Annotated in this window: 14 protein-coding genes; 9 read left to right on the top strand and 5 right to left on the bottom strand. The window is 33.0% G+C overall.

Features of this window, described 5'->3' with window-relative positions; genetic code table 11:
* Positions 1 to 39: 39 nt before the first annotated feature.
* From ACVBED_RS03585 to ACVBED_RS03575, 3 genes are read left to right on the top strand one after another with little or no spacing between them, the layout of a single operon-like run.
* Entirely contained in the window at positions 40 to 1,143 is a 1,104-nt protein-coding gene (locus ACVBED_RS03585; protein ID WP_447119530.1) for a carboxylate-amine ligase, read from the top strand.
* A gap of 47 nt (positions 1,144 to 1,190) precedes the next feature.
* Positions 1,191 to 2,027 (top strand): type 1 glutamine amidotransferase, encoded by an 837-nt coding sequence (locus ACVBED_RS03580; RefSeq protein WP_447119529.1) that lies wholly within the window; start codon positions 1,191 to 1,193, stop codon positions 2,025 to 2,027.
* A 3-nt stretch (positions 2,028 to 2,030) separates the two neighbouring features.
* Positions 2,031 to 3,215, top strand: coding sequence for a hypothetical protein (locus ACVBED_RS03575; protein ID WP_447119527.1), 1,185 nt, complete (start codon positions 2,031 to 2,033; stop codon positions 3,213 to 3,215).
* 74 nt (positions 3,216 to 3,289) lie between these two features.
* Here the strand turns inward: ACVBED_RS03575 and ACVBED_RS03570 are convergent, their stop codons facing one another.
* Together ACVBED_RS03570 and cphA are read right to left on the bottom strand one after the other, a co-directional pair.
* Positions 3,290 to 3,688: a hypothetical protein gene (locus ACVBED_RS03570; protein ID WP_447119525.1), complete on the bottom strand. Its 399-nt coding sequence runs from the start codon at positions 3,686 to 3,688 to the stop codon at positions 3,290 to 3,292.
* Between the two features lie 138 nt (positions 3,689 to 3,826).
* Positions 3,827 to 6,457 (bottom strand): cyanophycin synthetase, encoded by a 2,631-nt coding sequence (gene cphA / locus ACVBED_RS03565; RefSeq protein WP_447119523.1) that lies wholly within the window; start codon positions 6,455 to 6,457, stop codon positions 3,827 to 3,829.
* A 179-nt stretch (positions 6,458 to 6,636) separates the two neighbouring features.
* Between cphA and ACVBED_RS03560 the strand changes: the two genes are divergently transcribed.
* From ACVBED_RS03560 to ACVBED_RS03550, 3 genes are read left to right on the top strand one after another with little or no spacing between them, the layout of a single operon-like run.
* The gene (locus tag ACVBED_RS03560; protein WP_447119521.1) at positions 6,637 to 7,524 is read left to right on the top strand and encodes a cyanophycinase; all 888 of its coding nucleotides are present in this window, start codon (positions 6,637 to 6,639) and stop codon (positions 7,522 to 7,524) included.
* 33 nt (positions 7,525 to 7,557) lie between these two features.
* A complete protein-coding gene (locus tag ACVBED_RS03555; protein ID WP_447119519.1) occupies positions 7,558 to 8,331 on the top strand; it encodes a Rossmann-fold NAD(P)-binding domain-containing protein in 774 nt (257 codons plus the stop codon).
* 21 nt (positions 8,332 to 8,352) lie between these two features.
* On the top strand, positions 8,353 to 9,195 hold the full coding sequence (locus ACVBED_RS03550; protein ID WP_473094511.1) for an isoaspartyl peptidase/L-asparaginase: 843 nt from the start codon (positions 8,353 to 8,355) through the stop codon (positions 9,193 to 9,195).
* 80 nt (positions 9,196 to 9,275) lie between these two features.
* On the opposite strand, the gene pheS is transcribed toward ACVBED_RS03550, so the two are convergent.
* Positions 9,276 to 10,286: a phenylalanine--tRNA ligase subunit alpha gene (pheS, locus tag ACVBED_RS03545; protein ID WP_473094510.1), complete on the bottom strand. Its 1,011-nt coding sequence runs from the start codon at positions 10,284 to 10,286 to the stop codon at positions 9,276 to 9,278.
* A gap of 105 nt (positions 10,287 to 10,391) precedes the next feature.
* Positions 10,392 to 11,084: a YceI family protein gene (locus ACVBED_RS03540; protein WP_473094509.1), complete on the bottom strand. Its 693-nt coding sequence runs from the start codon at positions 11,082 to 11,084 to the stop codon at positions 10,392 to 10,394.
* A gap of 125 nt (positions 11,085 to 11,209) precedes the next feature.
* Here ACVBED_RS03540 and ACVBED_RS03535 point away from each other — a divergent pair, with 125 nt between their 5' ends.
* On the top strand, positions 11,210 to 12,145 hold the full coding sequence (locus ACVBED_RS03535; protein WP_473094508.1) for a sulfate/molybdate ABC transporter ATP-binding protein: 936 nt from the start codon (positions 11,210 to 11,212) through the stop codon (positions 12,143 to 12,145).
* Between the two features lie 15 nt (positions 12,146 to 12,160).
* Here the strand turns inward: ACVBED_RS03535 and ACVBED_RS03530 are convergent, their stop codons facing one another.
* On the bottom strand, positions 12,161 to 12,493 hold the full coding sequence (locus ACVBED_RS03530; RefSeq protein WP_447119515.1) for a zinc ribbon domain-containing protein YjdM: 333 nt from the start codon (positions 12,491 to 12,493) through the stop codon (positions 12,161 to 12,163).
* A 100-nt stretch (positions 12,494 to 12,593) separates the two neighbouring features.
* Here ACVBED_RS03530 and ACVBED_RS03525 point away from each other — a divergent pair, with 100 nt between their 5' ends.
* Together ACVBED_RS03525 and ACVBED_RS03520 are read left to right on the top strand one after the other, a co-directional pair.
* Positions 12,594 to 12,992 carry a hypothetical protein gene (locus tag ACVBED_RS03525; protein WP_447119514.1) on the top strand — a complete coding sequence of 133 codons (399 nt, stop codon included), beginning with the start codon at positions 12,594 to 12,596 and terminating at the stop codon, positions 12,990 to 12,992.
* A gap of 131 nt (positions 12,993 to 13,123) precedes the next feature.
* Positions 13,124 to 14,326, top strand: a complete 1,203-nt coding sequence (locus ACVBED_RS03520) for an RsmB/NOP family class I SAM-dependent RNA methyltransferase (protein WP_473094507.1) — start codon at positions 13,124 to 13,126, stop codon at positions 14,324 to 14,326.
* The last annotated feature ends 200 nt before the right edge of the window (positions 14,327 to 14,526 follow it).

Raw genomic sequence — 14,526 nt, 5'->3', positions numbered from 1 at the left:
TTAGAAGAAAATGCGGCAACTAAAATAAAAATTATACAGATGAGCCATACATTCACAATCGGTATTGAGGAGGAATATCAAATAATTGATGTTGAAAGCAGAGATCTGGTTTCACACGTTTCAAAAATAATTGAAGGCGGAAAAGCCGTCCTCAGTGAAAACCTGAAACATGAGATGCACGAATCGATGGTGGAAATGGAAACCGGTATTTGTCAAAATATTAAGCAGGCACGACAAGAATTAACAGACTTGCGTCGTCATTTAATACAAACGGCACACGACCAAAATCTACGTGTTGCAGGTGGTGGAACGCATCCGTTTTCAAATTGGGAAACCAATACCATTACCAAACATGAACGGTACGATAAAATTGTAGATGATATGGGTGATGTAGCACGCGGGAATCTAATATTTGGCTTACACGTTCACATTGGAATTCCAAATCGCGAAGAAGGTGTAAAAATTCAGAATGTGATGCGTTATTTTTTGCCCCACGTTTATGCACTTTCTACCAATTCGCCATTTTGGATAGGCAGGAATACTGGATTTAAATCATATCGACAGGAAATTTTCGTAAAGTTCCCCAGGACTGGTATTCCCAGTTTTTTTAATAGCGTTGCCGAATTTGATAGTTATGTTGATCTTTTAGTTAAAACCGGAACGATTGATAATGCTAAGAAAATTTGGTGGGATCTGCGTGTTCATCCCTTCTATCCTACCATAGAATTTCGGATTTGTGATATGCCGATGAGACTGGACGAAACCGTTTGTCTCGCAGCAATCATGCAGTGTTTAGTAGCTAAAATTCATAAACTTCATCAGCAAAATTTGAGTTTTAGATCTTACCGAAGATTACTTTTAAGTGAAAATAAATGGCGTGCTTCTAAAGATGGAATTAATGCCCATTTAATTGATTTTGGTAAAGAAGAACAAATTCCGTACGTCGATCTACTAAGAGAATTATTAGAATTTATTGATGATGTCGTAGATGAATTAGATTGCAGATCTGAAGTAGAATACGCCTGGGAAATTATGAAAAATGGAAGTGGTGCAGATCGTCAGTTGAGAGTTTACAAAGAAACAGAAAGTTTACAGGCCGTCGTAGACTATATGATTTCTGAGACAGAATATGGCATATATTAAGCGAAATTTAAAATATTCGTACTTTTACACCCATTAAACATGGAATTATGGAAGAGATAAAAATTGCTTTGTTGGATATGAATTATAACCATATTAATCAGGGCATGAGAAATATTAAAGAAATTTCTGAGCAGTTTAAAGACAATAATGAGAACACCGTAAACATTACGTGTTTTGATGTTCGCTATAAAAATGAGATACCAGATATCAATGATTTTGATATTTTTTTGTCATCCGGTGGTCCTGGAAATCCGCATAATGAAGGTTATGATTGGGAACCTATTTATGCCGAATTTTTAGATAATCTATGGAATTATAATAAAAGTAATTCTCAGAAAAAATATGCTTTTTTAATTTGTCATTCCTTTCAAATTGCAAGTATTCATTGGGGTTTAGGAAATATCTGCAAAAGAAATTCTTACTCTTTTGGCGTGATGCCAATTCATAAATCAGAAGAAGTGAAAGATTACTATTTATTTGAAAACTTACCGAATCCTTTCTACGCCGTAGATTCTCGCGCTTATCAGTTTATTGAACCAAATATGGAACGTTTGGAAGAATTGGGAATGGAAATAATGGCTTTGGAAAAAATGCGTCCACATATTCATCGTGAACGTGCAGTGATGGCAATTAAATTTTCTGACGAAATTTTTGGAACGCAGTTTCACCCCGAAGCCGATCCATTTGGTATGATGGAAAATCTAAAAGATGACAACAACCGAAAAGCCATGATTGATAACTACGGCATGGAAAAATATTTGGAAACCATCGACAGAATGAACGACGATGATAAAATTATACTGACTCAAGCGCAGATTTTACCAAGATTTTTAAATTTTGCAGCCGCTCACATTTTAAAAAAAGTTAGCTTCGCTAATCATTAAACGATGATAAAAAAATACCGCGATTTATTTAATTCAGAATTTACTCAGGAAAAATATGCTGAAGTTCACCGACTTTTAAAAGACAAATCTGGCGTTGAAGTTGGTTTCCGGTTATCAGAAAGTCCGATTTTTTTGGCTAAATCTTTTCAGCAAAAATTAGTTGACGCGTCAAAATCAATTATTGAGCAGATTAAAAAAATGTCGCCAGAAGAACTTTCTGCGGCGATTCCTGAGAATTGTAAAGTGCCAAATGATACGGAAAAACCACATTTTTTAGCCATCGATTTTGGAATTTGTAAAAATGATGCAGGTGAAATAGTGCCACAATTAATAGAATTGCAGGCTTTCCCAACACTTTACGCGTTTCAAAAGGAATATGATGGCATTGTAACAGACGTTTATCCTTTTTTAAAAGAAATTAAAACTCCGCCAAGCGAAGAAGATTATATTAAAACTTTGAAAGATGTGATTGTTGGTGAGGAAAATCCAGAAAATGTAATTCTTTTGGAAATTTATCCTGAAAAACAGAAGACAGCCATTGACTTTGCTTTAACGGAGAAATTTTTAGGTATAAAAACTGTTTGTTTAACTAAAATTAAAAAGCAAGGAAAGAAATTATTTTATGAAAATAACGGAAAACTAATTCCAATTAATCGAATTTACAACCGTGTTATTTTTGATGAATTACAAAATTTACCAGATTTAAAAACGGAGTTTGATTTTAAAGAAGATGTTGATGTAAAATGGATCACGCATCCGAATTGGTTCTTTAAAATTTCAAAATATATTTTGCCAAAATTAGAGCACGAATATATCCCAAAAAGTTATTTTTTAAATCATTTTGCTTCGGATGAAAAATTAGAGAATTTTGTTTTAAAACCTTTATTTTCTTTTGCCGGAAGTGGCGTTAATTTAAATCCAACACAAGAAGTTGTCGATGAAATTTCTGATAAAGAAAATTATATTTTACAGCGAAAAGTAACTTACGAACCTTTATTTAAAGACATTAAAGGCGACTATTCTAAAGCAGAAATCCGACTTTTATACCTCTGGAAAGAAGATGAAGCCGAACCAATTTTAATGGATAATTTGGTGAGAATGACCAAAGCCGCGATGGTAAATGTCGATTTTAATAAAAAAGATGCCATTTGGATCGGAAGTTCTAATGCATTTTTTGCTGAGGACTAAAAAAATAAGCCGCTTGAAAAAGCGGCTTTTATTTTTTAATTCAATCTATTAAAATGAAAAATTCATTGATGAAGTTACTCTTTATTAAAGTTATCACTCAAATATTTATCTAATTCATTTTGTTCTGTAATTTTAATAAGATTATCAATTCCTTTACTTTTTGTAATTCCAATTCCTTTCTTGTAAACATTCATGACAGAAATTAACCCAGCTTTTGTCATCTCAGAATTTACATTAGATAATTTATTTTCAAGATAATAATTTGAAGCACCTGCAAAATAAACTAAAAGTAAATCAGAATTCCCTTCATTGATTGATGATAATTTTTCAACGAGTTTGATATTCAAACCAATATTATTAATGTACCATTGAAGAACAAAACTATTTGCAGCTTTTCTTGTTGCCTGCTCTTTATTTAAATCTGTATCTTTGATCCATTTTGCTGCCTTTATCAAATCTGTTTCCAATTTCAAGGAATCTGATTTTGAAACAGGTTTAACATATTTAGGAACTTCATAATTTGATTGAGCTATTAGATTTATACCGCAGAAAAAACAAAATGAAAAGACTAGTAAATATTTTTTAATTAGCATAATTTTATATTTATATTTTTAATTAATATTCTGCGTTTCCTGCATTTCTTTTAGTTGATATTCCTGCACCAATTCAATAGCATTTGAAACCACGTCGCTCAGAGCGGTTATGTAGGTTCCTTCTTCCGCCATACTCATCGCATGTTTCAAGGCTTCTATTTCTTTTGGAATAATTTCGTAAGTCACATCTCTTTCGGAAGAATTGATACCATCAATTATTAATGCATTAATATCTTCTTCTTTTCTTCCACGTAAATGTTTTTCATTTCTGATAATAATATAATCAAACATTCTTCCCGCAATTTTACCACATTCGCGGATGTCTTCGTCTCTTCTGTCGCCCACACCAGAAATTATTCCGATTTTTTTAGTCGCATCTACATATTTTAAATAATCTTCAATGGCTTCATATCCCGAAGGATTATGCGCAAAATCAATTAAAACTTTAAATTTTTTAAAATTAAAAACGTTCAATCTTCCGGGCGTTAATTCTGCACTTGGAACAAACGTTTTTAATGCCAAAGAAATATCTTCAATTTTAAAACCATAAAGAAAACAAGCCAAAGTGGCCGCTAAAACGTTGGAAATCATAAATTTAGCTTTGCCTTCCATCGTGATAGGAACTAAAATAGCACGCTCAATTCTAATTTTCCAGTCGCCTTTTTTAATAGTAACAAAACCATCTTCGTAAACACACGTCGTTTTACCTTCTTTTGCAGCCTTTTTTATATGGGGATTTTTTTCATCCAAACTAAAAAGTGCCACTTTGCAATGTAAATCGGTTGCAACTTTCATGGAATATTCATCATCTGCATTTAAAACTGCCCACCCAGATTTTTTTATACTGTCAAGAACTACCCTTTTTACTTTTGTTAAATCCTTCAAAGAATGAATGTCATTTAAACCCAAATGATCTTCTTTAATATTCGTTAAGACACCAATATCACAAGTATTAAAACCTAAACCGGAACGTAAAATGCCACCACGTGCACATTCTAAAACAGCAAATTCTACAGTTGGATCCTTCAATACAAATTCCGCCGAAAGCGGACCTGTTGTATCGCCTTTAGTCAACATCGTATTTTGAATGTAAATTCCATCAGAAGTCGTAAAACCAACTCTGTAACCGTTATTTTTAACGATATGAGAAATAATTCTAGTTGTGGTTGTTTTTCCATTAGTACCCGTTACCGCAATAATTGGAATTCTAAATTCTTTTCCCTGAGGATATAGCATATCAACAACCGGGGCTGCAACATTCCTTGGCAAACCTTCAGATGGCGCCAAATGCATTCTAAAACCGGGCGCGGCATTAACTTCTAAAACGGCACCACCACTATCTTTTAAAGGTTGTGTTAGATTTTCTGCCATAATATCAATTCCGCAAACATCAAGACCGATTATTCTAGAAATTCTTTCTGCCATCATTACATTTTCTGGATGAACCATCTCAGTTACATCGATTGAAGTACCGCCGGTAGAAAGATTTGCAGTAGATTTTAAATAAATAATTTCACCTTTATGCGGCACAGTTTCTAAAGTGTAATTTAATTTTGCAAGAAGTTCATTGGTATCTTTATCAACCAAGATTTCCGTCAAAACATTTTCGTGTCCATATCCTCTTCTCGGATCCGTATTTTCTTGCTCAATTAACTGCAGAATATTTTTTTGCCCGTCACCCGCAACATTTGCTGGAACACGTCTTGCAGCAGCAACCATTTTATTATTAATGACTAAAATTCTAAAATCATAGCCGGTAATATACTTTTCAACAATTACTTTCATTCCATATTGCTGCGCATGTAGCAAACCAACTTTCGCCACTTCAAAATCATTGACATTGATAGAAGAGCCTTTGCCATGATTTCCATCAAGTGGTTTTAATACAACAGGATATCCAATTTTTCTAATCACTCTTTCCAACCCTTCTTCATCGATCACCAAATCGCCGGTCGGAACAGGAATTGCGGCATCGCCCAGCATTATCTTTGTTAATTCTTTATTGCACGCAATATCTACGGCAATTGAGCTTGTTAATCCAGTAATTGTCGCTTGAAATCTCTGTTGATTTTTACCATATCCCAATTGTACCAAAGAATTTTTTCCAAGTCTGATCCAAGGAATATTTCTAGAGACCGCCTCTTCTACAATACTTCCGGTGGAAGGACCAAGCCGCTCTTTCTCTCTAATTTCTCGTAATTTTTGAATGCATCCATCTATATCATAATAATCACCTTTTATAAGAGCAACCGCAATTGCCACCGATTCTTCGGCTGCATAAACACCGGCATTTGCTTCCAAATAACTGAATACAACATTATAAACTCCTTTACTTTTTGTTTCTCTGGTACGTCCAAATCCGGTGTCCATTCCCGCCAGCGTTTGAATTTCTAAAGCAACATGTTCTATTACATGGCCCATCCAGGTTCCCATTTCTATACGGTGAAACAGACCGCCTTCAACACCTTCGGAACATCTATGAGAAATTAGTGAGGGAATAAGTGCTTCAATTCTTTCTCTGAAACCGTCAATTTTATTAGTTGGGAAATCTTCTAAGTCTTCTAAGTCTAAGCGCATCTGGATTAATTTCGTTCTGCGAATACTCCATATATTTGGTCCTTTTAAAACCTGTATTTTTTCAATTTTCATAAAAGAAAGAGTGTTTGATATGTGAAATTATGATTATTATCCAAATATAGTATAAAGATGTAAATAATTAAATAGTAAAGATTTAAAATTAAAATGAATGATCAATTTTCCTTTAATATTTAATGATATTATTACTTTAAAAATTAAGCTTTTATCTTATTTTAATTAAATTTGCATCCATGAATCCAAAGGGAAAATTAATCGTAATTGGTGGTGCTGTTAATAAAGGCAGTTTTGCAGAAACAGATTTTGATAAAAACGTAGATAAAAACTTGAATTTTTTTGAACGTGGAATTTTACGAAAAATTATAGATGAATCTAAATTAAAAAATGATTCAGTGATTGAAATTCTTGCTACTGCTTCACAAATTCCTCAAATTGTAGGCCCCGAATACAAAAAAGCTTTTGAACATTTAGGTGCAAAAAACGTTAATATTTTAGACATCATAAATCGTGGTCAGGCAAACAGTGACGTAGTTGTAGAACGTATTAAAAAAGCTGACGTTGTGATGTTTACGGGTGGTGATCAACTAAGATTAACTTCCATTCTCGGTGGAACACGATTTCACGAAGTCTTATTAGAAAAATACGAAAACGAAGATTTCATTTATGCTGGAACTTCTGCAGGTGCAGCGGCGGCTTCAGAAAACATGATATACCAGGGTTCAAGCCAGGAAGCGCTTTTAAAAGGCGAGATAAAAACCACCCAAGGTTTGGGTTTCATCGAAGATGTAATTATCGATACGCATTTCGTTCAGCGTGGAAGAATTGGCAGATTATTCCAATCTGTGGTAAATAACCCGAGAACTTTAGGTATCGGTTTAGGCGAAGACACCGGTCTATATATTTATAACGGCATTATGACAACAATCGGCTCCGGTTTGGTGATCATTGTCGATGGACGTTTTATCAAAGACACCAACTTAACAAATATTGAATTGGGTCAACCGATTTCTATTGATAATTTGGTAGTTCATGTTATGTCTTTAAATGATACATTTGATTTAAAAACAAAAGATTTAACAATAAATAATTCCCAATATTCTCCAATTCCATTGGTAAAATAATTTTTTATCCATTTATAATTCTATATTAACACCATGGAAAAATTAGGTATTATTGGATGCGGCTGGTTAGGGAAAAAGATAGCCAAAAGCGCTTCAAATTTATTTGAAATTTATACAACGACAACTTCGCCAGTTAAATTAAACGATTTGAAAAATCAAAATTTCAATCCATCTTTAGTTAAGTTTTCTGATAATGAAGATTTAGAGTATAAAAATATATTTGCGGACTGCGACATTATAATTATCACAATTCCATTTTCGCAACGCACTTCAATTCCTATTTTAGAGCAAAGATTTCAAAATATCATTAAGTTTATAGGCGAGTACAGAGGACAACTTTTTCTTTGTAGTTCTACGGGAATTTACCCTCAATTTGATGGAATAGTTAGAGAAAATTCAATTTCCGAAAATTCATTAAATCAAAACATATGGAACATTGAAAAATTGATGAGATCTACTTTTCCACAAGTCAATGTTTTAAGATTTGGCGGTTTAATGGGAGATGATAGGGTTTTCTCTAAATATTATTTAAATAAAAAAATTGCAGAACCCAATCAAGTTGTTAATCACACGCATTTTGAAGATATTTGCGAAGTTTTTTTAGAGTTAATTAAATTAAAAACTAGCTGCGAAACTTTTAATGTAGTTTCACCTGAACATCCTACAAAAATTGAAGTTTTCAACTGTCAGACAAAAAATGAATGCGAAGAAACCCAAGCAGACAAATCTGGGAAAAGCGTGTCTTCTGAAAAATTAACTACACAAATTAATTACAAATTTACTCATCCGAATCCAGCAAAGTTTTAAATCTAAAATCTACTTAAATTAATGAAAATAATAATCCACGGCGGCTTTTTTTCTGAAAGTGATCAAAGCCACGAAGTAAAAGTTGCAAAACAGGAATCTTTAAAGAAAAATGCCAAACTTGCATACGAATTTTTGAAAACCCATTGCGCGGTGGAAACAGTGGCTTACGCTATTACGCTTCTGGAAAATGATGAACTTTATAATGCTGGAACCGGTTCACAGATACAAAGTGATGGAATCATTAGAATGAGTGCTTCAATAATGGACGGCGATTCTCAGAAATTTTCAGGTGTGATCAACATTGAGAATGTAAAAAACCCTATCCTGATTGCGCAGGATCTAATGAAAACTGAAGATAGAGTTTTGGGAGATATTGGTGCAAAGAAATACGCCACGAAAAATGGTTTTAAAGACTATTCCACGGAAATTCCACAGCGTCGGAAAGAATATTTAGAAAAATCAAAATCATCTCAAAAAGGAACTGTTGGATGTGTTGTTTTAGATAAAAATGGGAAAATTGCAGCCGCAACTTCTACCGGGGGAAAAGGATTTGAGATTCCGGGAAGAATTTCAGATTCTGCAACCGTTGCGGGAAATTTTGCCAATGAATTTTGCGGCGTAAGTTGCACCGGAGTGGGTGAAGATATTGTGAGCAATGCCACAGCTACTAAGATTGTAATCCGAGTTTCAGATGGGTTTAGCATTGAAAAAGCATTTGAAAAAACCTTTTCTGAGTTGGCGAAAATTGACGGTTTTGCAGGTGCAATTGCCATCGATTCCACAGGAAATATTTTTCATCAAAATTCTCATCCAACAATGGTTTTCGCTAGTTTTGACGGTGAAAATTTTGAGGTTTTTAAATAAATTATTATAAAATTTTGACTGTAATTTTTCTCAATGAGCGTTCAAAATAAACTTCAAAATGATTTGAAGTTTTTTTTATTCTAAAGACCTTTAAATTGTTCCAACATTCGTTTGTCATTTTCAAAAAACATACGGATATCGCCCATTTGGTGAAGTAACATTACAATTCTTTCGATGCCCATTCCAAAAGCAAAACCACTAAACTCATCAGGATTAATATTGACGTTTTGCAAAACTGCTGGATCAACCATTCCGCAACCCATAATTTCTAACCAACCGGTTCCTTTCGTAATTCTGTAATCTGTTTCTGAGTTTAAACCCCAATAAACATCAACTTCTGCACTTGGTTCGGTAAATGGAAAATACGACGGACGCAATCTAATTTTAGATTTTCCGAATAATTCTGTGGTGAAAAACTGCAAAGTTTGTTTTAAATCTGCATAACTCACATTTTTATCAATATACAGTCCTTCAATTTGATGAAAAATACAGTGAGAGCGAGAAGAAATCGCTTCATTTCGGAAAACTCTTCCGGGAGCTAAAATCCGAATCGGCGGTTCATTTTCTTCCATGTAGCGGATCTGTACGGAGGAAGTATGTGTTCTAAGCAAAACATCCGGATCCTTTTCGATGAAAAAAGTATCCTGCATATCCCGCGCAGGATGGTATTCTGGTAAATTTAAGGCCGTGAAATTATGCCAATCGTCTTCAATTTCTGGTCCGTCTGCAACGGCAAAACCAATGGATTTAAAAATATCAATAATTCTATTTTTAACTAAACTTATAGGATGACGCGTTCCTAATTCCAAAGGAAAACCTGGCCTTGTTAAATCTTCTTTCTCAAAAATTGTTTCGGTTTTAATCGAAGTTTTTAGTTCATCTAATTTTTGCTGAAAACCTTGCTTCAAAGCATTTACTTTTTGTCCAGCTTCTTTTTTATGTTCGTTCGGCACATTTTTAAACTCCTCAAACAAATCATTAAGAATACCTTTTTTTCCATTAAATTTTAGTCGGAATGTTTCAATTTCATCTTTATTGGTCGAGGTAAATAAATTTACCTCTTCTAACAGCACCGCAATATTCTCTAACATTTAAAAATTTTAATATCAGCAAAAATACAATTTTTCTGTTTAAAATTTAGCCAAAAAAAATCTGCTTCAAGTCTTGAAGCAGATCATATTTTATTAGCAAAACTATTATTTTTTCACTGTTGCGTTTACAACAATTTGAAGTGTTATTTCGTCTTTAATCAATCCGTTTGCAGCAGGCATTTGAAAAACGATACCAAATTGTTGTCTGCTAATATCTTTCGGCTGTGTTGCGATTTTAACATTATTACCGTCTGAAGAAACATTTGCGTTGAACTGAACAGGTTTTGTAATTCCTTTTACTGTGAAATTACCGCTTAATACTGTGTTATAGTCACTTCCTACAGGCGCTGTTGACACTTTCGTAATTTCGTAGGTCGTGGTTGGATATTTTGCAACATCAAAAAACTCGGCACTTTTAAGATGACCATTTAATTTATTTAAATTTTCTGCGTCATCTTTTAAATCTACACTGGTTAATGTTGACATATCTGAGACAAACTTTCCGCTTTCTAATTTTCCATCTTTCATTGTGATTTCGCCACTTTTCAATGAAACTGTTCCAATATGACCGGTATTTTCACTTTTTACAATTTTATATGCTTTCCATTCTATTTTACTGGTTGCAAGATTGGCTTCAAAAACTTTTCCATCTTTTGTGGTCGTAACAGTTAATGTTTCACTTTTTACTTTAGGATCTTTTGTACAAGAGGATAAAATTATTAAAGCAAAAATGCTTAAAATCAATGGTAATTTCATATGTATATATTTAATATTTGCAAGATCATATGGAATTGCCATTTTTTAATTTGATTTTGTTCGAAACAAATCTTTTTAATCGCGACTTCATAAGTCTGTTTTATGTTATTTGTGGACACAAAAATAAGTTTATTTTATATCATTTCCAAAAATGTTAAATTTGCACTATGCTTTTAGAAATTAAAAATCTATACTTCTCACACAGCTCAAATCAAAAATTGTTTCAAAATTTTAATTTGAAAATAGATGAAGGTAAAATTGTCGCTTTGGCGGGAGAAAGTGGTTGCGGAAAATCAACTTTGTTAAATTTAATTTACGGTCTTTTACAATGGGAAAAGGGCGAAATAATTTTAGATGATGAAACACTTTACGGTCCGAAAAAAAATATTGTTCCGGGTGAAAAGGACATAAAAATGGTTGCTCAAACTTATGATCTGATGCCTTATGCAACGGCCGCAGAAAACGTGGGTAAGTTCCTCTCCAACATTAATCTCGCTGAGAAAGGCAAACAGATTATTCATCTTTTAGAAGTTGTCGGCATGGAAGATTTTGCACATGTTTTGCCAAAAAACTTAAGTGGTGGCCAACAACAACGCGTGGCGATTGCTAGAGCGTTGTCTCAGATGCCAAAATTATTGCTTTTAGACGAACCTTTCAGCAGTTTAGATTATTCCAGAAAGATTGAATTGCGCAAAAGACTTTTTAAATATGTGAAGGAAAACGGACTTTCACTTTTAATTTCTACACATGACATTCAAGAAATAATGCCGTGGACTGATCGATTGATCATTTTAAAAGATGGAAGATTGATCCAAAGTGATTCTATTAAAGAAAGTTATGAAAATCCTTACACAGAATACGTTGCAAAACTTTTCGGTGAAGTAAATATTTTCTCTGATTATGAAAAAAACAATTTAAAACTCTCTAAAAACTTTTACTTTCCGCATCAAATTATAGTGACGCAAAATGGTTTGGAAGCCAATGTTTTAGAAAGCCGTTTTGCCGGCAGTTATTTCTGGAATAAGGTTGATTTTGAGGGGAAAAGTCTCGTTGTTTATTCCGAGCAAAAATTAGATGGAAAATTATTTTTAGAATTTATTTAAAAATTTTACAGAATTTTAAATCTTTTTCAAAAACTCAGATTTCAAAGCCATAGCTCCAAAACCGTCTACTTTGCAATCTATATTATGATCAGATTCTGGTCTCAATCTTATATTCTTCACTTTCGTTCCGGCTTTTATTGATTTAGGAAAACCCTTAACAGGCAAGTCTTTTGTGATCTGAACCGTGTCCCCATTATTTAAAATATTTCCATTGGCGTCTAAAATTTGATTTTCAGTAGAAACTTCGTTTGGATTCCACTCAAAAAAACACTGGGAACAAACCATTGTACCATCCATAAGAAAGGTAAATTCTGATTTGCATTTAGGACAGATAATTGGCTCGCTCATAATTTTAGTTGAAAGGTGATGACAAAAGTATATATTTTTAAATAGAATGTTCAAATTTTATTAAATTTTTAAAAATTTTTAAATAAAATATTTTTGGCTTTTGAGTTTAAGTCTATTTTTCAATTGTAAAAAATCAGAACCCAATGATTTAGTTTTAGGTAAGTGGAAATCTACAAGTGATATTTTTCCACTTGACTATAACTACAATAAATGTAAATTAAGTCAAAACGCAACAATTGATTTTAGAAGTGATAATACTTTAGAATTTTTAGATATAAATTGTAAGTTTAAAGAAAATTATAAATTTTCTAACGATTCTTTGGTTCTTTATAATAACCATTGGAAATTCACTTACGGTATTTTGAGAAACAAAAATAATTTGATTTTAATTTCGCAACATAAAGAAAATGGTAGAATTAAAATTTTTAATAGTCAACCAGAAGAAGAAAAAAAATTAATGACAAATGGTCATCTAATTTTTCTGCAAAAGATAAAATAATCTTTTTAAATCAATTTATTTTCTCGCCTTAGTTCAGTGAAATTATTATTTTAAAAGCCGTATTTTTGCAAAAATTTTATCCGGCATAATCGAGATAAAATTAATAATCTAAAAATTAAAAAATCCATTGTATGGAATTGATACACAGAAATTTACTTATAGGAATTCACGACGCATTGCAGGAAACGTTTTTTGGCGAAAGAAAATATGCCGATAAAGTGATTGAAAGACTGCTAAAAGCGCACCGAAAATGGGGCAGCGAAGACCGAAAAGTAGTTTCAGAGATATTTTACAATATTATCCGCTGGAAAAAACGCCTGGAATATTATATGGGCGAAAATGTAAAACCGGATAATATTTACAAAATGATCATCGCGTATTGTCTCTGGACGAAAACGCATTATAAAAAATTTGAGGAATTTGACGGTGTGAAAGTCGCTGACGTTTTAGTGAAATTAAAAAAGAACAAAGTGCCGTCCAAAGCCTTTGAACATTCAATCCCTGATTGGTTGGTGGAAACTTTTGAGCGAGAATTGGGACCTACTTGGGAAAAAGAAATGGTTGCATTGAATGAATTAGCACCAACAGTTTTACGCGCAAATACTTTAAAAACTTCTGCCAGAGAATTGATTTCAGATCTAAAAGACGAAAATGTCGTTGCGTTTCCTATTAAAAGTTATCCGGATGCAGTACAATTGGAAGAAAAGAAAAATGTGTTTTTAACAACGGCTTTCAAGGATGGTTTATTTGAAGTTCAGGATGCAAGTTCGCAAAAAATTGGTGAATTTTTAGACGTTAAAGAAGGACAAAGAGTTGTGGATGTCTGTGCGGGCGCAGGTGGAAAAACCCTGCATCTGGCTTCTTTAATGAATAATAAAGGACAAATTATCGCTTTGGACATTTACGCCTGGAAACTCGCAGAACTGAAAAGAAGAGCGAGAAGAGCCGGTGCACAAAATATTGAAACAAGGTTAATTGAAGACACGAAAGTCATTAAAAGATTGCATGAAACTGCTGACAGATTGCTTATTGATGCGCCTTGCTCAGGTTTAGGTGTTTTAAAAAGAAATCCGGATTCCAAATGGAAAATTGACCAGGCTTTTTTAGACAGAATTAAAAAAGAGCAGCAGCAGATTTTACAGGATTATTCTAAAATTATAAAAAAAGGTGGTAAAATGATTTATGCCACATGTTCTATTTTGCCCTCTGAAAACCGCGAACAGGTTGATTTATTTTTAAAAAATAATGAAAATTATACGTTGGTAAGTGAGAAAAAAATCATGCCCTCAGAAGGTTATGATGGTTTTTATATGGCTTTAATAGAGCGAAAATAGGAGCAAGAAATTTTTTGCTTCTTTTTAAAATTGTTCCTGCTTTCCACTATATCCCGCCGCGGCGGGGATGCCGTTTCAATCAGGGCTAAAAAGAAGCTTTATTTTAGTATTCAAACTACTAAAAAATTTCAGAACTATTTTCTGATCTATCTTAGAATTACATTTTTTATTTGGGTTTACAAAAAAATTAAAATTAATAG

The sequence above is a fragment of the Halpernia sp. GG3 genome, assembly GCF_052976925.2.
Note: the sequence above shows the minus strand (reverse complement) of the source record. Positions and strands in the feature narration are given on the sequence as shown.

Bases quoted from the DNA above. Each gene is read 5' to 3' on its own strand.
- ACVBED_RS03585 (WP_447119530.1), top strand. From the start codon at position 40: ATGAGCCATACATTCACAATCGGTATTGAGGAGGAATATCAAATAATT.
- ACVBED_RS03580 (WP_447119529.1), top strand. From the start codon at position 1,191: ATGGAAGAGATAAAAATTGCTTTGTTGGATATGAATTATAACCATATT.
- ACVBED_RS03575 (WP_447119527.1), top strand. From the start codon at position 2,031: ATGATAAAAAAATACCGCGATTTATTTAATTCAGAATTTACTCAGGAA.
- cphA (WP_447119523.1), bottom strand. From the start codon at position 6,457: ATGAAAATTGAAAAAATACAGGTTTTAAAAGGACCAAATATATGGAGT.
- ACVBED_RS03560 (WP_447119521.1), top strand. From the start codon at position 6,637: ATGAATCCAAAGGGAAAATTAATCGTAATTGGTGGTGCTGTTAATAAA.
- ACVBED_RS03555 (WP_447119519.1), top strand. From the start codon at position 7,558: ATGGAAAAATTAGGTATTATTGGATGCGGCTGGTTAGGGAAAAAGATA.
- ACVBED_RS03550 (WP_473094511.1), top strand. From the start codon at position 8,353: ATGAAAATAATAATCCACGGCGGCTTTTTTTCTGAAAGTGATCAAAGC.
- pheS (WP_473094510.1), bottom strand. From the start codon at position 10,286: ATGTTAGAGAATATTGCGGTGCTGTTAGAAGAGGTAAATTTATTTACC.
- ACVBED_RS03540 (WP_473094509.1), bottom strand. From the start codon at position 11,084: ATGGCAATTCCATATGATCTTGCAAATATTAAATATATACATATGAAA.
- ACVBED_RS03535 (WP_473094508.1), top strand. From the start codon at position 11,210: ATGCTTTTAGAAATTAAAAATCTATACTTCTCACACAGCTCAAATCAA.
- ACVBED_RS03530 (WP_447119515.1), bottom strand. From the start codon at position 12,493: ATGAGCGAGCCAATTATCTGTCCTAAATGCAAATCAGAATTTACCTTT.
- ACVBED_RS03520 (WP_473094507.1), top strand. From the start codon at position 13,124: ATGGAATTGATACACAGAAATTTACTTATAGGAATTCACGACGCATTG.